15 protein-coding genes are annotated in these 17,045 nt (G+C 71.3%); 13 read left to right on the plus strand and 2 right to left on the minus strand.

Annotation, left to right across the window (positions count from 1 at the left end; translation table 11 throughout):
* Position 1 precedes the first annotated feature (1 nt).
* Positions 2-1,552: a M4 family metallopeptidase gene (locus tag Adu01nite_RS14045; RefSeq protein WP_239132381.1), complete on the minus strand. Its 1,551-nt coding sequence runs from the start codon at positions 1,550-1,552 to the stop codon at positions 2-4.
* Between the two features lie 233 nt (positions 1,553-1,785).
* Between Adu01nite_RS14045 and Adu01nite_RS14050 the strand changes: the two genes are divergently transcribed.
* Complete coding sequence (locus Adu01nite_RS14050; protein ID WP_203727178.1) at positions 1,786-3,114, plus strand: serine hydrolase; 1,329 nt, start codon at positions 1,786-1,788, stop codon at positions 3,112-3,114.
* A gap of 34 nt (positions 3,115-3,148) precedes the next feature.
* Positions 3,149-3,898 (plus strand): sulfite exporter TauE/SafE family protein, encoded by a 750-nt coding sequence (locus Adu01nite_RS14055; protein ID WP_203727179.1) that lies wholly within the window; start codon positions 3,149-3,151, stop codon positions 3,896-3,898.
* Here the strand turns inward: Adu01nite_RS14055 and Adu01nite_RS14060 are convergent.
* Positions 3,895-4,464 (minus strand): TetR/AcrR family transcriptional regulator, encoded by a 570-nt coding sequence (locus tag Adu01nite_RS14060; RefSeq protein WP_239132382.1) that lies wholly within the window; start codon positions 4,462-4,464, stop codon positions 3,895-3,897. The genes Adu01nite_RS14055 and Adu01nite_RS14060 overlap by 4 nt on opposite strands.
* A 93-nt stretch (positions 4,465-4,557) precedes the next feature.
* On the opposite strand from Adu01nite_RS14060, the gene budC reads away from it, so the two are divergent.
* The 11 genes from budC to Adu01nite_RS14115 all read left to right on the plus strand — a co-directional run bounded on the left by budC (position 4,558) and on the right by Adu01nite_RS14115 (position 16,855).
* Complete coding sequence (gene budC, locus Adu01nite_RS14065; protein ID WP_203727181.1) at positions 4,558-5,319, plus strand: meso-2,3-butanediol dehydrogenase; 762 nt, start codon at positions 4,558-4,560, stop codon at positions 5,317-5,319.
* Between the two features lie 13 nt (positions 5,320-5,332).
* Positions 5,333-6,325 carry an alpha/beta hydrolase fold domain-containing protein gene (locus Adu01nite_RS14070; protein WP_203727183.1) on the plus strand — a complete coding sequence of 331 codons (993 nt, stop codon included), beginning with the start codon at positions 5,333-5,335 and terminating at the stop codon, positions 6,323-6,325.
* Between the two features lie 110 nt (positions 6,326-6,435).
* Positions 6,436-7,578: an SIS domain-containing protein gene (locus tag Adu01nite_RS14075; RefSeq protein WP_203727185.1), complete on the plus strand. Its 1,143-nt coding sequence runs from the start codon at positions 6,436-6,438 to the stop codon at positions 7,576-7,578.
* Complete coding sequence (locus tag Adu01nite_RS14080) at positions 7,575-8,708, plus strand: carbohydrate kinase family protein (protein WP_203727187.1); 1,134 nt, start codon at positions 7,575-7,577, stop codon at positions 8,706-8,708. The genes Adu01nite_RS14075 and Adu01nite_RS14080 overlap by 4 nt, the downstream gene beginning before the upstream one ends.
* On the plus strand, positions 8,705-9,382 hold the full coding sequence (locus Adu01nite_RS14085; protein ID WP_203727189.1) for an aspartate/glutamate racemase family protein: 678 nt from the start codon (positions 8,705-8,707) through the stop codon (positions 9,380-9,382). The genes Adu01nite_RS14080 and Adu01nite_RS14085 overlap by 4 nt, the downstream gene beginning before the upstream one ends.
* A gap of 59 nt (positions 9,383-9,441) precedes the next feature.
* Entirely contained in the window at positions 9,442-10,908 is a 1,467-nt protein-coding gene (locus tag Adu01nite_RS14090; protein ID WP_203727190.1) for an amidohydrolase family protein, read from the plus strand.
* A complete protein-coding gene (locus Adu01nite_RS14095) occupies positions 10,905-11,771 on the plus strand; it encodes a polysaccharide deacetylase family protein (RefSeq protein WP_203727191.1) in 867 nt (288 codons plus the stop codon). The genes Adu01nite_RS14090 and Adu01nite_RS14095 overlap by 4 nt, the downstream gene beginning before the upstream one ends.
* Positions 11,752-13,446 carry an oligopeptide/dipeptide ABC transporter ATP-binding protein gene (locus Adu01nite_RS14100; RefSeq protein WP_203727192.1) on the plus strand — a complete coding sequence of 565 codons (1,695 nt, stop codon included), beginning with the start codon at positions 11,752-11,754 and terminating at the stop codon, positions 13,444-13,446. The genes Adu01nite_RS14095 and Adu01nite_RS14100 overlap by 20 nt, the downstream gene beginning before the upstream one ends.
* Positions 13,443-14,303 (plus strand): ABC transporter permease, encoded by an 861-nt coding sequence (locus Adu01nite_RS14105; RefSeq protein ID WP_203727193.1) that lies wholly within the window; start codon positions 13,443-13,445, stop codon positions 14,301-14,303. The genes Adu01nite_RS14100 and Adu01nite_RS14105 overlap by 4 nt, the downstream gene beginning before the upstream one ends.
* Positions 14,300-15,262: an ABC transporter permease gene (locus Adu01nite_RS14110; protein WP_203727194.1), complete on the plus strand. Its 963-nt coding sequence runs from the start codon at positions 14,300-14,302 to the stop codon at positions 15,260-15,262. Before Adu01nite_RS14105 ends, Adu01nite_RS14110 begins: the two co-directional genes overlap by 4 nt.
* Positions 15,263-15,280: 18 nt before the next feature.
* Positions 15,281-16,855 (plus strand): ABC transporter substrate-binding protein, encoded by a 1,575-nt coding sequence (locus Adu01nite_RS14115; protein ID WP_203727195.1) that lies wholly within the window; start codon positions 15,281-15,283, stop codon positions 16,853-16,855.
* Positions 16,856-17,045: the final 190 nt, after the last annotated feature.

Consider the following 17,045-nt stretch of genomic DNA (forward strand, 5'->3'; position numbering starts at 1 on the left):
GTCAGGCGTTGCAGGTGGGCTCGTTGTTCTGGGGCGGGACGGCGACCGCGTCCCACGCCGCCTTCACCGTGTCGAACTCGGTGCAGCTTCCCGCGAAGATGGTCTTGGCGGCCTGCAGGGTCAGGACCCGGTACTGCGGGTACGACGAGTTCGAGTTCTTCAGCAGCATCGCGTTGAACATGATCTTCATGGCGTTCTCGATGCCGAGGCCGGTGATCGTGCTGTTGTCGCACGTCGGGCTGGCGCCCTGGCCGTTGCCGCCGGTGCCCTGGGACAGCAGGAAGAACCAGTGGTTGCCGGGGCCGGCCGCGTCGTGCACCTCGTCCCGCTCGGTCTGGCCGGAGAAGCAGTTGTCGGCGCCGAGCGACTGCGGGTTGCGCATGTCCCGGATCGGGCCGGTGCCGAGCAGGTCGACCTCCTCGCCGACGGTGAAGTCCGGCTTGTCGTTCGGGCTGTTGATGAACGCCTCGGTGGCCGCGCCGAACGTGTCGGCGACGAACTCCGAGGTGTTGCCGCCGGAGATGCCGCCGGGCGTGGTGGCGTCGATGGCGTGCCCGAGTTCGTGGCCGAGGACGTCGGCCGAGCCGAGGAACTCGCCCCGGGTGTTGAAGCCGACCTGGACCTGGGTTCCGTCGAAGAACGCGTTCTGGTCCTGCAGGCCGACCCGCAGCGGGAACGAACCGCCCTGGCCGTCCTGACCGTCCCGGCCGAGCCACTGGGCCAGCATCTCGTTCTGCTTCTGCGCGACGAAGAAGCTGTCGACGCAGCCGGTCTCCCGGTCGGTGCCGTCGCCGTTGCCGAACGTGTTGTCCTGGCTGGTGAAGGTCCGGTTGTTGGCGGCGTCCTGGCAGACCAGCCGGTTGATCTGCGGGTCCTGCAGCGCGTTGCCGGTGGTCTCGAACTGGACGTCGCCGTAGATGGCGCCCTGCCCGGTCGCGGTCACGTCGGTGATGTGCTCGGTGGTGCCCAGCACCTCGCCGGTCAGCGCGTCGACGGTGACGGTGAGCCGGCTGCGGCCGTCGGCGCCGGTGCCGTCCACGGTGGCCGACCAGGCCAGCCGGGCGGTGTCGCCGGTCGCGTCGACCACGAGCGTGGCGTCCTCGACCCCGGTCACCGTCTTGAGCTGCGCCTTGGCGATCCGGGTCGCCTTAGCGGCGGTCAGCTTCGGGGTGACCGGCAGCTCGCCGATCGCGGCCGACTGCGCCACCGAGGTGTAGATCGCCTGACCGGCCGCGTCGGTCTGGACGACGAAGTCACCGCCCTGGACCGTCACTCCCTTGTAGGTGCGGGCGTAGGGAACGTAGGTGAGGCTCTGGTAGCTCGCGACCGCCTGCTGCTGGAACGCGTCGTACTTGCCGGCGTGCAGCACTTGCGGCCGGCTCGCGACGACCCGCGCGGCGGTGCTCTTGGCCAGCGCGACCGAGTCGGCCGAGGAAGAGGCCGTGGCGGGGGAGGTCTGCTCCGCCGACGCCGAATGGGACAGCACGGCCATCGTCAGCGAACCCGCGGTCGCGGTCGCCAGCACGATGATCAGGGGGATCTTTCGTTTCACCAGGTGCTCCGTTCCCTGCCCTCGTGGGGGAGAAGGCAGGATCGAGGCCCGGTGGCGGGCGAATCCGCCGGGCTGACCAGGCGGCCAAGGCTAGACATCGACAAGGGTCGACAACCATAAAGATTTGCTTAAGTCGGGCCGAAGGTCTGACTTTGCTGGAAATCTAGACAAAGTGGTACGGCTCGGAGCGGCACATGGTTCATTCTCGGTAGCCAAATTTTGAGGGGAAAACCATGCGCACCATCCTCCGGGCGACAGCCGTCGTTTCCGCGTTGATCCTCGGCGCCGGCGGCCTCGCCGCACCGGCCACCGCCGCCCCGGGCCCGTTGCCGCCGGAGTTGCAGCGGCTCGTCGACACGATCGGGCGGCAGGTCCCGACGGCCGCGCTCACCGCCGACGGCATGCTGACCGCGCTGCTCCGGCCGACCCGGCCCGAACCCGAGCCGTTCGACATCGAGGCCGACGACACCCAGGCCACCGCGCCGTCCCTCGGCCTCGGCTCGCCCGGCAAGACGTTCGACATGGACTGGTTCGAGCGCAACCTGCGGGCCGCGCTGACCGGCAAGACGGTCGGGTACGCCTACGCGATCGGCAAGGCCGGGCAGCTCGACCGGCAGGCCGGCGTCGGTTCGGCGCGGGTGGCGCCGGACAGCCCGCTGGCGCAGTCGGCGAGCAAGGTGATGACGGTGGCGAGCATCAGCAAGCCGGTGACCGCCGCGGCCACCCTGCGCCTGCTCGAACAGAAGGGCATCTCGGTCGACAGCGCGATCGGGCCGTGGCTGCCGGCCGCCTGGAAACGCGGTACCGGCGTCGACGCCATCACCTTCCGCGACCTGATGACGCACCGCAGCGGCCTGCTGCAGAACTTCCAGACCGCGACGGGTACGACCGGGGGCAAGTCCACCGGCTCGTGGGACAACATCCGCATCGCCGTCGGGCAGAACCTGGGCTCGAAGAGTTACAAGTACGCGAACATGAACTTCAGCATCTTCCGGATCCTGGTGCCGAAGATCGCGTACGGCGTGGACCTGAGCAAGCTCTACGACGCGCCGCCGCCGAACGTCACGCCCGCCCAGATCGACTACCTGACCGGGATCGTGTTCCTCGGTTACCTCAAGCCCGTCCTGGCCCTGGCCGGCGCCCCGGTCAGCTGCAACAGCTCCGACCCGGCCCCGACCAAGCTGTACGCCTTCCCGACCGGCGGCCAGGCCGGCTGGGGCCCGGCCGACTACGTCGCGAGCTGCGGCGGCTTCGGCTACAACATGTCCGCGAACGGGATCGCCTCGTTCATCTCGCACGTCCGCTACACCACCACGCTGGTGTCGGCCTCGGCTCGTTCGCTGATGGTCGACGGCGGGCTCGGCCTCAAGTCCTACAGCGGTAAGTACGGCACCTACCACGGCCACGGCGCCGTATGGGCGATGTCCGGCGGCCGGGGCATGCGCGGCTGCGTGATGTCCTTCAGCATCAAGGTCGACGTGGCCCTGCTGGTCAACAGCCGGGGCGCCTACCCGCAGCCGTGCACGATCGCCCTCCAGGCGTTCGACAACGCCTGGCACTGACCGAGCCGCCGGCCGCCGTCGGTACGGTGGCCGGATGCACCCCAGCGACGCCGCCCTGCTGGTGCTGGGCGGCGTCGGTGGCGGGCTGACCGGGTCGATGGCCGGCCTTGCCTCCCTCGTCAGCTACCCGGCGCTGCTGGCGGTCGGCCTGCCGCCGGTCGCCGCCAACGTCACCAACACGGTGGCGCTGCTGTCCAACACCGTCGGCACCGCGGCCGGGGCCCGGCCGGAGCTGCGCGGTCATGGTCGCCGGCTGGCCCGGCTGTCCGCGGTCGCGGCCGGCGGTGGGCTGGCCGGCGCGGTGCTGCTGCTGGCCACGCCGTCGTCGGCGTTCGAGCGGATCGTGCCGGTGCTTGTCGCGCTGGGCGCGGCCCTGTTGCTGCTGCGCGACCCGCTGCGGCGCTGGGCCGGGCACCGGAGGATGCCGCGGCCGGTGCTGGCCGCCGCAATCTTCGGAGTCGGGGTCTACGGCGGCTACTTCGGCGCGGCCGCGGGCGTACTCATGCTCGCGGTCCTCTCGGTGAGCGCGACCGAACCGCTCCCGGTGACCAACGCGGTCAAGAGCATCGCGCTCGGCGCCGCCAACCTCGCGGCGGCGGTGATCTACGCGGTGATCGCCCCGGTGAACTGGGCCGCGGCCGGCCTGATGGCGATCGGCTGCCTGGCCGGCAGCTGGCTGGGCCCGATGCTGGTGCGCCGGACCCCGGAGCGCCCGCTGCGGGTGGCGATCGCCGTCGCGGCCCTGGGTCTGGCCGGTTACCTGTGGTGGCGCGCCGGCCGCTAGGGCTTGAGGGCCTTGGTGGCCAGGCGCAGGTCGTTGAAGGCGCGGTCGAGGTGGGTGTGGAGATCTTCGGTGCGGTCGGCTCCCCAGCGGCGGACGGCGATCGCATACGTGTCCATGCCGACCTGGGCGCACAGCGCCGCCAGCTGATCGGGGACGCCGCGGGCCCGCAGGGCGTCCGTGAGGGCGTCGACCAGTGCCGCGTTCTTGGCCAGCGCGCGCTCGCGCAGCGCCGGAGTTGCGGCGATCACCGGATAACGGCGCTCGGTGACCGGTAGGTTTTGCTCGATCAGCGGCACGGCCTGGTGGAACGCGGCCCGCAGGGTGGGCAGCGGCCGGGTGCCGGCCGGCACCGCGGCGACCGCTCCGGTCAGCAGATCGACCAGCTGTGCCTGGCCGTCGAAGAAGACCTCGCGTTTGTCGGCGAAGTGCCGGAAGAACGTCCGCTCGGTGACCCCGGCGCGGGCGGCGATGTCGCCGGTCGTGGTCTTGTCGTAGCCACGCTCCAGGTACAGCTCGAGCGCGGCCTCCTGCAGCCGCAGCCGCACCTCTTCACCGTTTCGGGGCACGGCCCGACCCTACCATCGGCGGCAGTTACTGACGAAACGTTGCGTCAGTAACTGACGAGTTGTAGCGTCAGTTACTGACGGAAAGAGGTCAGCATGCACCAACGTTTTCTCGGCCGGACGGTCGTCGTCACCGGCGCCAGCTCCGGCATCGGCGACGGCATCGCCCGGCGGTTCGCCGCCGAAGGGGCCAACCTCGTGCTCGCGGCGCGGCGCAAGGACCGCCTCGACGATCTCGCGGCGGAACTCGGCACCGACCGGGCGCTAGCCGTCGCCACCGACGTGACCAGCGAAGAGGAGGTCCGGGCGATGGTCGTGGCGGGTGCCGCCCGGTTCGGCGGGATCGACGTGCTGGTCTCCAACGCCGGGCTCGGCCTGGCCAAGGAGTTCGCCGAGACCACCGCCGCCGACTGGCGGCTGGTGATGACCACCGACGTCGACAGCTGCTTCTTCGGCGCGCAGGCCGCCCTGCCCTATCTGAAACGGAGCCGCGGCAGCATCGTGCAGATCGCCTCCGCCTCCGGGCTCGGCGGCGACCGCCGGCTCACCGCCTACAACGCGGCCAAGGGCGCGGTCGTCAACTTCACCCGCGGGCTCGCCTTCGACCTCGGCCGCTACGGCATCCGGGTCAACGCGGTTGCCCCGTCGCTGACCGGCCCGGAGGAGTTGGCCGGCGAGTACGCCGACATGATCGAGCGCTTCAACCAGCGGCGTGCGCTCGCCGGGTTCAGCACGCCGGCCGACGTCGCCGCCGCGGTCAGCTTCCTGGCGTCGGAGGACGCCCGTTTCATCACCGGCACGATCCTGCCCGTCGACGGCGGCATCACCGCCGGCAGCGGCCAGCCCGACCTCTTCTGAACGGGAGACAACCATGCCTGGAATCACCGACGCGCTCGACCCGGAGCTTGCGGCCGCGTTCGCGGCCATGCCCAAGGCCGGGAACGGCGCCCTGATCGAGCTCTCCGACATTCCGGGGGTGCGCGCGCAGCTCCGGGCGGCCGCGGCCCAGGTGCCGGTGAGCCCGCCGGACCCGCGGGTCGCGATCGAGACGCTGCGCATCCCGCGCGAGGACGGGACCGCGCTCGAGGTCGTGCTGTATCGCCCGGCCGGGGTCACCGACGACCGCCCGGTGCTGCTCTGGTTCCACGCCGGCGCCCAGGTCCTCGGGGACAACGCGCGCGACGACGACGCGTACCACACCGGTCTGGCTCTTGATCTTGATTGCGTCCTTGCTGCCGTCGTCTATCGGCTGGCGCCGGAGACGCCGGCGCCCGGGGCGGCCGAGGACGGCTACCTCGCCTATGCGCACCTCGTGGCGCATGCGGACGAGCTGCGGATCGACCCGCGGCGGATCGGGCTGGCCGGGGCCAGTGGGGGCGGGGCGCCGGCCGCGGCCACCGCGCTCATGGTGCGTGACCGGCACGAGCAGCAGCCGTGCCTGCTGGGCCTGCTCTACCCGATGCTCGACGACCGCCTCGAAACGCCGTCGGCGTTCGAGATCACCGCCGAGGTGGTCATCGCCCGGCCGGACATCCAGCTCGCCTGGGCCGCGGTGCTCGGCGATCGGGTCGGCAAGGACGGCGTGCACCCGTATGCCGCGCCCGGCCGGGCCACCGATCTGGCCGGCCTGCCGGAGACCTTCGTGGCGGTCGCTCAGTTCGACCTGCTGCGCGACGAGGGGATGGAGTTCGCCCGCAGTCTGAACGCCGCCGGCGTCCCGGCCGACCTCCACCTCTATGCCCGCGCCTTCCATGCCTGGGACCGCTTCGCGCCCCACTCGGCGCTGAGCCGCGGCTTCGAGCGGACGTGGCGCGACTTCCTCCAGCGCAACCTGCAATCGGTATACCAACACGCTGGGCGCTAGAAACGGCGCCGCTGATAAGCACTGGATTTAATAGGTACGAAACAACTGTTGATCCGAGAGAAACGTTAAACAGTATACCGTTTGCCTCCTTAGGAACTGGGGAGGTTGTCGTGGAGTCACCGTTGATCTCGGCCGGGAGTCCGCTCGATGCGCGCCAGCAGGCGGTCATCGCGCGGGTCTCGGCGGCCGAGCACGCCGGGATCCTGCAGCTGCCCTCGGACGACCCGCTCGACGCCAAGCGGCTCGCCCGCACCGAGGCGACCTGGCCGGAGCTGATCGCCCAGCCCGAGATGGTGCTTCGCACCTGGGCGGCGAACGAGAAGACCCTCGTGGCGGCGGCCGAGGCGATCCGGGACCGCGGGATCGAGCGGGTCTATCTGGTCGGGGCGGGCGACTCGTACGCGGTGATGATCTCCGCCCGGCTCGCCCTGCAGGACGCCCTCGCCGTGCCGGTCGAGGCGGTGCAGAGCCTGGAATTCGCCTACTACCTGCGGCCGGTGCTCGACCGGCACACGCTCGTGGTCGCGCTGTCCAGTTCGGGGGAGACCACCCGGACGGTCGAGGCCGCCCTGGTCGCGCAGCACGCCGGCGCTCTCACGCTGGCCCTGACCAACACCGCCGGTTCCACTCTCGACGTCGAGAGTGAACAGACGCTGAAGATCGAGGCGACCCGGGTCGGCTGGCCGACCCAGTCGTCGACGGCCGCGCTCGCCCTGCTCCTCAAGCTGGCCGGGATGCTCGGCGGCGAGAAGCCGGCCGGGATGCGGGCCGGCGCCGACCTGGATCGGCTTCCCGACCTGATGGCCGAGGTGATCGGCGCGCTGAGCGAGCCGATCGCGGCGATCGCCGAGCGGGAGGCCGGCAGCCGGATGTTCCTGTTCTCGGCGGGCGGGCCCAGCTTCGGCGCGGCCCTGGCCGGGGCGGCGAAATACAAGGAGTGCACCCCCGATCACGCCCTCGCGATCCAGGTCGAGGAGTACCACCACTACAACTCGCAGAAGGCCGGCGAGCCGCTGCTGCTGCTCGCGCCGAGCGGCTGGTCGGTGCCGCGGGCGGCGGACACCCGGGCCGAGGCGCTGCGCTTCGGCGGCCGGGCCTACGTGGTGACCAGCGCGACCGAGACGGCCTTCGGCGACGACGTGCTGCGCCTGCCGGACGTGCCGGAGGCGCTGAGCCCGCTGCTGACCTTCCTGCCCGCCCAGCTGATGGGCTTCCACGCCGCGATGGCCAAGTTCCGGGCGGCGCAGCGGTGACCGGCGCCGACCCGACGGGCCTCGCCCCGGTAGGCATCGGTTCGGCCGGCGCTGATCCGGCGGCCGTCGGTTCGGCCGACGTCGGCTCGGCGGGCGCCGGGTCCGCCAGCGCCGATCCGGCGGGCCTCGGCCCGGCGGTGGGGGTCATCCTGGTGTGCGTCGGCAACGTGACCGTCGACGAGGCCGTCTTCCCGGATGGCCGCCGGGTGGCGCAGGCCGGCGGGGACGCGATCTTCGCGGCCCTCGGAGCCCGGTTGGTCATCGAGGACGTGCGCGTCTGCGCCCCGATCGGCAGCGACCTGCCGCCCTCGACGCTGGCGGAGTGGCAGGCGGCCGGCCTGCAGACCACCGGCATGCCACGCCGCACCGAGCCAACGATTCGCAATGTCGTGAAATATCGGGCGGATGGGTCGCGGAGCTGGGACCTGGTCACCGGCGAGGCCCACTTCGACCGAATGTCGGTCTATCCATCGGATTTCCCGGAGTCGACCGACCCGACCGCGCCCCGAACTGCCCCGGCCGAGCCGGGGCCGGGCGGGGCGCTGGGCGCGGGGTCGGGGCTGGGCGCGGGGTCGGGGCTGGGCGCGGGGTCGGGGCTGGGCGCCGGGTCGGGGCTGGGCGCAGAGCCGGTGTCTGGGGTGCTGGTCTCGGCGATGAGTAATCCGTCGATGGTGGCGCTCCTGCCCTGGCTGGCGGAGCGGCGGAGGCCCGGCCGGGAATACCGGATTTATCTGGATGTGCAGGAGGATGGGCTCGGGCCGGAGATGCGGGCGCTCGTTCGGCACTGTGATGTCTTTCTGCCGAGTGAGGTCGAGGCGCGGGCTCTGGCCGGGACCGATGACCTCGGCGAGGCGGCCCGCGTGTTCGCGGCCGATGGGCCGGGCGTCGTGGTCATCAAGCGGGCCGAGCGGGGCTGCCTCGTGTTCGACGGCGGCACGCTGACCGAGGTGCCGGCCGAGGTCGTCGCCGCGGTGGACAGCACGGGGGCCGGGGACGCGTTCTGTGGTGCGTTCGCGGCCGCCCATCTGAGCAGCGGTGATGCGGTGGCGGCGGCTAAGCGGGCGGCGAGCGTGGCCCGGATCGCGGTCAGCGATCACGGCACCTGCGGGCTGCTGGCGGCGGCGCGATGAAGCTCATGGTGATCAACCCCAACACGACGACCTCGATGACCGATGCGGTGGTCGCGGCGGCCCGGACGGTCGCCCGCCCGGACACCACGATCGTCGGCGGCACTCCTGCCGACGGCGTGGCCGGCGTGGAGAGTCACTACGAGGAGGCCTGGGGCGCGCTCGGCGTGATCGACCAGGTCCGCAAGGGCGAAGAGCAGGGCATTGACGGGTACGTCGTGGCCTGCTTCGGCGACACCGGGGTGCCGGCCGCTCGCGAGCTGGCCAACGGCCCGGTGGTCGGGATGACCGAGGCGGCCCTGATGACCGCCGCGCTGATCGCCCACCGCTTCACCATCGTCACCCTGCCGCGGCGCACGATCGCCCACTCCGAGCGGGTCGTGCAGGCACTCGGCCTCGGTCACCGCTGCACGGTCCGCGCGGTGGACGTGCCGGTCGCCGACCTCGCCGAGGGCTCGGCCCACCTGGCCGAGGTGTTCGCGGCCGAGGCCCGGCGAGAGCCGGACGCGGAGGCGCTGATCCTCGGCTGCGCCGGCCTCACCGACCTGGTCGGACCGCTGACCGCCCGGCTCGGCATGCCGGTGATCGACGGGGTCACCGCGGCCGTCCCGATGGTCGAGGGCCTGATCGCCCAGGGCCTGACCGCCTCGCGGGTCAACACCTGGCGGCACCCATGAGCGAGCGAATCGGCAGGCCCGGTGCGGAATTCGCTCGCGGCGCGAAACGGGGAGCCGGCATGAGCGTGCTGTTCCGCAACGTCTACGCCTACCCGGCCGTCGACCGCTTGACCGACGTTCTGGTCGAGGGCAACCGCATCACCGCGATCGGCGCGGGGCTTCACCAAAACGCGGATCGCATCATCGACGGGCACGGCCACCACCTTCTGGTCCCTGGGCTGATCAACGCGCACTTCCACTCGCCGGCCAACCACCTCAAGGGCTCGCTGCCCAGCCTGCCGCTCGAACTCTTCATGCTCTACGAGTCGCCGGCCACCGAGGCGCTGCGGCCCACCCCGCGCGAGGCGTACCTCCGGACCATGCTCGGTGCGATCGAGATGGTGCGGACCGGGACGACGAGTGTGCAGGACGACGCGTTCCTGATGCCGTACCCGGAACCGGAGATCATCGACGCGGTCATGCAGGCGTACGCGGACAGCGGCCTGCGGGCCACCGTCGCGCTCGACCAGCCCGAGGTGCCCGAGGGCGCCAAGCTGCCGTTCCGTGATCCCTCCGCGGAGCTGGCCGCCGAGCTGCGCAAACCGGCCCCGCTGCCGGCCGCCGAGCTGCTCGCCCGCTACGAGTACCTGATCTCCCGCTGGCACGGCGCCGAGGGTGGCCGGCTCGGCGCGGCGGTGTCGATCTCGGCGCCGCAGCGGGTCACGCCCGACTACTTCGCGGCGCTCGACGACCTGAGCCGCCGCCACCGCCTGCCGCTCTACGCGCACATGCTGGAGACCCGGGTGCAGCGCACCCTGGCCGCCGAGAAGCACGGCGGCCGCTCGCTGGTCCGCTACACCGCCGACCTCGACCTGCTCAGCGACCGGATGAACATCATCCACGCGGTCTGGACCGACGAGGACGACTGGGACCTGATCGCCGCGGCCGGCTCGATCGTGGCCCACAACCCGGTCAGCAACCTGCGGCTGGGCAGCGGGATCATGCCGTTCCGGGCGATCCGCGACCGCGGCATCCCGGTCTGTCTCGGCGTGGACGAGGCGATCTGCGACGACGCGGTCAACATGTGGGGCGTCGTCAAGATGGCCGGGCTGATCCACAACGTCACCGGCCTGGACAGCGACCGCTGGCCGGCCGCGACCGAGGTGCTCGACTGCCTTTGGGACGGCGGGGCGGCCGCCATGCTGCGCGACGACCTCGGCCGGATCGCGCCCGGCCACCTGGCCGACCTGGCGCTGCTCGACCTGCACGGGATCGCGTTCACGCCGCTCAACGACGTACCCGGCCAATTGGTTTATTGCGAAAGCGGAACCGACGTCGCCTTGACCATGGTGGACGGCCGGATCGTCGCCGAGCGGGGGCGGATGGTCGGCGTCGACGAGGACGCCCTGCTCGCCGAGGCCCGGGAGGTGTTCGCCGCCAAGGCGCCCGCGCTCGCCGCGGCCCGCGCCGACGCCGGCCGGTGGTTTCCGGAATATCAGCAGATGGTCCGCCGCGCGGCCGCTACCGACGTGGGGATGACCCGATGAGATACGAGTATTCGCCGATCACGACCCGGCCCGCGGGCCGCTGGCCGGGCGGCCGGAAACTCGCCGTCTACGTCGCGGTCGGGGTCGAGGACTACCGCTTCGGCGAGGGGCTGACCGAGGATCTGCTGCCCGGGGTCGAGGCGCCCGACCTGGTCAACACCGCGTGGCGTGACTACGGCAACCGGGTCGGCGCGTTCCGGCTCTTCCACCGGCTGGCCGAGTTCGGAATTCCGCCGACGGTGCTGCTCAACACCATGGTGTACGAGACCGCGCCGGACGTGACCGATGCGGCGCGGCGGCTCGGGGCCGAGTTCGTGGCGCACGGCATCACCAACTCGGACACCCTCGCCGGGCTCGACGCCGCCGCCGAGAAGGCCTACCTGAGCGACGTCGCCGGCCGGATCGCGACCGCCGAGGGGACGCCGCCGGGTGGCTGGTCGAGCCCGTGGCTCACGCACACCCCGCGCACCCCCGACCTGCTGGCCGCCACCGGCTACCGGTACGTGCTGGACCTGCGGATGGACGACCAGCCGGTGTGGCTGACCACCGACTCCGGGCCGCTGCTGTCCATCCCGTACCCGCTCGAACTCAACGACAGCACCACGATGGTCGGCCGGGCCGCGTCGGCGGCCGACTTCACCGCGATGGTGATCGACGAGTTCGACGAGCTGCTCGCCGCGGCCGACGAGCAGCCGCTGGTGATGGGCCTGGTGACGCACTCGTTCATCTCGGGCGCGCCGTTCCGGCTGCGGGCGCTCAGCCGGGCCCTCGAACACCTGGCCGCGCACCGCGACGACGTCTGGTTCTGCCGGCCGGGCGAGATCTTCCGGGAGGTGGCCCAGCATGATCGCGTCGGTCGATGATCTGCACGTCACGCTGCGCGGCAATCCGGTGCTGCGCGGGGTCTCGCTGTCGGTGCGGCCGGGGGAGATCCTCGGGCTGGTCGGCGAGTCCGGCTCCGGCAAGAGCATGCTCGCCCTCTCCCTGCTGGGTCTGCTGCCGCCGGACGCCCACCCGCAGGTGACCGGCACGGTCGAGGTCGCCGGGGTGGACATGGTGCACGGCTCGGCCGCCGCGCACCGGGCGGTCCGGCGGCGCGAGCTCGGGGTGATCTTCCAGGACCCGATGACCTCGCTGAACCCGACCATGCGGATCGGCCGGCAGATCACCGAGGTGACCCGGGACCGGGCGCAGGCCGTGCAACTGCTCGAACACGTCGGGGTGGCGGACGCGGCGCTGCGGCTGCGGGTCTACCCGCACGAGCTCTCCGGCGGGCTGCGGCAGCGCGTGATGACCGCGATCGCGGTGGCCGGGCGTCCGTCGCTGATCATCGCCGACGAGCCGACCACCGCGCTCGACGTGACCGTGCAGGCCCAGGTGCTGAAGTTGCTGCGGGATCTGCGCGACGAGTACGGCTGCAGCGTCCTGTTCATCACCCACGACCTCGCGGTGGCCGCGCAGATCACCGACCGGATCGGGGTGATGTACGCGGGGCGGCTGGCCGAGCTCGGCCCGACCCGTGACCTGCTGACCGCGCCCGCCCACCCCTATACCGCCGGGTTGCTGCGGTCGCGGCTGTCGCTGTCCACCCCACGTGACCGCGACTTGCCGACGCTTCAGGCCGAAGCAGGCTCGCGTGGCTCGGGGTGCGCGTATCACCCGCGATGTCCCCTCGCCGTGGATCGGTGCGCGGAGGAGCAGCCGCCCCTGACCGGCAGCGACCACCAAAAGTCGTGTTGGCGTGATATTTCGGACATGCCGGCGGGGAATTCGGCGCCGGACCCGGGCGGCCACGGGGCGGCCGCTGAAGGGGAGCCGGTGGTGAAGCTGCGCGACATCCGCTGCGACTTCAAGGTGCGCAACGGCTGGCGCCGGGCCGGCACGTTGAAGGCCCTCGACGGCGTCGACCTCGATGTCGCGCCGGGCGAGGCGGTGTCGATCGTCGGCGAGAGCGGCTCGGGCAAGTCGACGCTGCTCCGGGTGATCGCCGGCCTGATCAAGCCGACCGCCGGCACCCGCGAGGTCACCGGCGGCACCCAGATGGTCTTCCAGGACGCCGGTTCGTCGCTGACCCCATGGTTGACGATCGGCGAGCTGCTCCGTGAACGAGTGCTGAAATTGGGCCGGGCCGAGCAGGACGACCGGATAGAAAAGGCGCTCACCGCGATCGGCCTCCCCATAACGGTGGCCACCGCCCGCCCCCGGCAGCTGTCCGGCGGTCAGCGGCAGCGGGTCGCCCTCGCCCGGGCCACCATCGTCCCGCCCGCCGTGCTGCTCTGCGACGAACCGACCAGCGCCCTCGACGCCTCGCTGGCCGCGAGCGTGCTCAACCTGATCCGGAAACTGCGCGGCGACCTGGGCATGGCGGTCGTCTTCGTCACTCACGACCTGGCCGTGGCCCGGCTCATGGGCGACCGGATCGTGGTGATGACCGGTGGCCGGGTCGTCGAGACCGGCGCCGCCGACGACCTGGTGTCGCGGCCCCAAGCGGAATACACGAGAACCCTGCTCGCCGCCGTCCCGGAGATCACGTCATGAGTGATGCTGCCGTCGTCCCCCGTCGCTTCGGAGTGCGAGCGCGCACCCCGGCCGTACACAACAAGAACTTGAACTGGGTTTTGATCGGTCTTCTCGGCTTGATCACCCTGATCGCGCTGACCGCGCGGTGGCTCGCGCCGGACGACCCGATCCAGCCGGTCGGCGACTTCAACCTGCCGCCCGGCTCGCCCGGCCATCTGCTCGGCACCGACCTGATCGGCCGTGACCTGCTCAGCCGGACGCTGTGGGGAATCCAGGCGAGCTGGCTGTCGGCGCTGGCCGTGGTCCTGGTGGGACTGCTGGCCGGCGGGCTGATCGGGCTGGTCGCGGGGGCGGCCGGCGGCTGGGTCGACAACGTCCTGATGCGGCTGACCGACCTGTTCCTGGCGCTGCCCGGGGTCCTGGTCGCGATCGCCATCGTGGCCGCGCTCGGCCCCGGCCTCGAACACACCCTGATCGGCATCTCGATCGTCTGGTGGCCCTACTACGCCCGGATCATCCGCGGCGAGGTCCGGGCGCTGGCCGCTCGTCCGCACGTGGAAGCGGCTCGGCTGGCCGGCGCCGGTAAGGGCCGGATCCTGCGGCGGCACCTGCTGCCCGGCGCCGTGCCGACCGCGATCGTCACCGCCAGCCTCGACATCGGCAACGTGGTGCTGCTGCTCGCCGGGCTGTCGTTCATCGGGCTCGGCCAGCTCGCACCCGCCCCGGAGCTGGGCGCCGACACCGCCCGGGCACTGAGTCAGCTGCTCGCCCAGTGGTGGGTGCCGGTCGTGCCGGGCCTCGCGGTGATGCTGCTGAGCCTGATCGCCAACCTCGGCGGCGACGCGCTGCGCGAGCTCCTGGACGGCCGGCGATGATCGGCTTCCTGACCCGGCGGACCGGGGCCGCGATCATCGTGCTGCTGGTGCTGACCGGCGCCGTCTTCGTCCTGCAGCAGTACTCGCCGGGCGACCCGGTCAAGGCGTACCTCGGGGCCAACGCCTCGCCCGCCGCGGTCGCCGCCGAACGCGTCTCGTTGCACCTGGACGATCCGCTGCTCAGCCGGTATTGGCACTACCTGACCCAGGCGATCCGCGGCGATCTCGGGATCTCCTTCCGCACCCACCGGCCGGTCGTCACCGACCTGGGCGCCTTCCTGCCCGCCACCGTGGAGCTGGTCGTCGTCGCGTTCCTGTTCGCCCTGCTGCTCGGGGCGCTGTTCGCCACCATCCGCACCCTCGCCGGCACGCTCGTGCGCGGCATCCTGCTCGTCGGCGCCACCGCGCCGCCGTTCCTGCTGGCCCTCGGCGGGATCATCCTGTTCTACGCGCACCTCGGCTGGCTGCCCGCCACCGGCCGGGGCGGCGACGGGTTCCTGTTGGCGCACAGCCTGGTCACCGGTGACTGGGCTGTTTTCGGCGCCGGCCTGCAGCACGTCGTCCTGCCCGCTTTTGTGCTCGCGGTGGCTCCCGCGGTGAGCATCGGGCGCATCCTGCGCGCCAGTCTTCAGCAGACGCTGGGCGCCGACCATGTCCGTACCGCGCGGGCCAAAGGCCTCACCGAGGCCGCCGTCTTCGGCCGGCACGTCCTGCGCAACTCGATCGGGCCCGGCCTCTCGATGGCCGGCCTCCAACTGGGCTTCATGTTCGCCGGCGTGGTCGTCGTCGAACAGATCTTCAGCTGGCCCGGCATCGGCAACTACCTCGCGGAGAGCATCCCGGCGGCGGACTACCCGGCTATCGCCGGCGTCACCGTCGTGCTCGGCGCCGTCTACATCGTGACCAACACCGTGGTGGACATGATCCAGGCACTCGCCGACCCGCGCATCGCCCTATAAATCCCCCGGAGATATTTCATGAAGCCATTGCGTGTTACCGCGGCGGCGCTGACCGCCGTCCTCTTCGCGGCCGGCTGTTCCGGCACCTCCAACGACGACCAGGCCCAGGCCAACCCGGCCCCGACCGACGGCACCCTGACCGTCGGGCTGCTCGGGGACATCGGCCAGCCCCCGGACCCGGACATCTACTACGCCAACAACGGCCTGGCCATCGTGCTCAACACCTACGAGGGCCTGGTCCAGTACGAGGACAACGTCGACACCGTGAAGATCGCGCCGCGGCTGGCCACCACGTGGGAGGTGTCGGCGGACAAGAAGGTCTACACGTTCCACCTGCGGGAGGGCGTCAAGTTCCACGACGGCACCGCGTTCACCTCGGCGGCGGTCAAGACCTCGCTGCAGCGGCGCACCGACGTCAAGGGCGGCGCCGCCTACATGACGGCCGGCGTGCAGAGCGTCGACACGACCGACCCGGCGACCGCGGTGGTCACCCTGAAGGAGGGCAACGCGGCGTTCCTCGATTACCTCGCCTCGCCGTTCGGGCCCAAGATGATCTCGCCGGACGCCCTCGCCAAGAACAAGGGCAGCGACAACGCCCAGACCTACCTCACCACGCACGACATCGGCAGCGGACCGTACGAGCTGAGCGCGGTGCAGACCGGCACGAAGTACTCGCTCACCCAGTTCGCCGGCTACTGGGGCACCAAGTCGCCGTTCACCAAGGTCGAGCTGCCGGTCTACAACGACTCCTCGGCGCTGGAGCTGGCGTTCGACAAGGGTGACGTGTCGGCGATCGTGGCCGCGCTGCCGTCGTCCGACCTCAAGAAGTACGAGAGCTCGGGCGCGGTCGACAGCTACCTGCTGCCGACTCTGCAGTCGGCGCTGGTCACGCTCAACCCGAGCGGCACCTTCTTCAAGACCGCCGAGGCCCGGCTCGCCTTCCTGCAGTCGCTCGACCGGGAGAAACTCATCCCGCAGGTGCTCGGCAACCGCTCCGAGGTGGCCACCACCCTCTACGCCAAGGGCATGATCCCCGGCGGGGCCGACAAGCAGGAGATCAACTACAAACCCGAGGTGCTGAAGGCGTACGCCGCGACGCTGCCCGCCGGTTCCACGATGACCATCGGGTACGCCACCGGCAACCCGAACGCCCAGCAGCTCGCCACCATCGTCGCCGCCCAGATGGCCACCCTGAACATCAAGGCGACCGCGCAGGGCTACCCGACCGCGCAGGTCTTCGACTGGGTGAACGACCCGGCGAAGGGGCCGGACGCCTTCTTCGACGGCAACAACGGGCCGGACGGCGGCAACCCGTACATGTGGGGGCACGTCTTCTGGGACAAGTCCGGCGGCATCAACTACTTCGGCTGCGACGACCCGGCGGTCGACGCCGACCTCGACAAGGCCGTCCTGACCGGCGACAACGACCTGTTCGTCGCGGCCGCCACCAAGTACGCGGCCGCCGGCTGCTACCTCAACTTCTCCTACAACAAGGACTGGGTCGTGACCCAGAAGTGGCTGACCGGGGTGGCCGAGTCGCACAACATCGGCGCCAACGAGCTGAACTTCGCGAAGCTCGGCATCAAGAGCTGACCGGCTTGCACAGGGCGGGTGCCCCCGCCCGCCCTGTGCAACTGTTCAGCTGGTTGCCGCGCCGGCTGACCCCGTTTTCCTTGATGTCGGGGTCTGCGCAGCGGTGGGAGCCCGTTTTCCTTGATGTAGGGCAGTCGGGCGCGCGGCGAGAGCCCGTTTTCCTTGATGTGGGGCGGTCGGGCGTGCGGCG

Origin of the sequence: Paractinoplanes durhamensis (assembly GCF_016862175.1) — a bacterium.
Classification (GTDB): domain Bacteria; phylum Actinomycetota; class Actinomycetes; order Mycobacteriales; family Micromonosporaceae; genus Actinoplanes; species Actinoplanes durhamensis.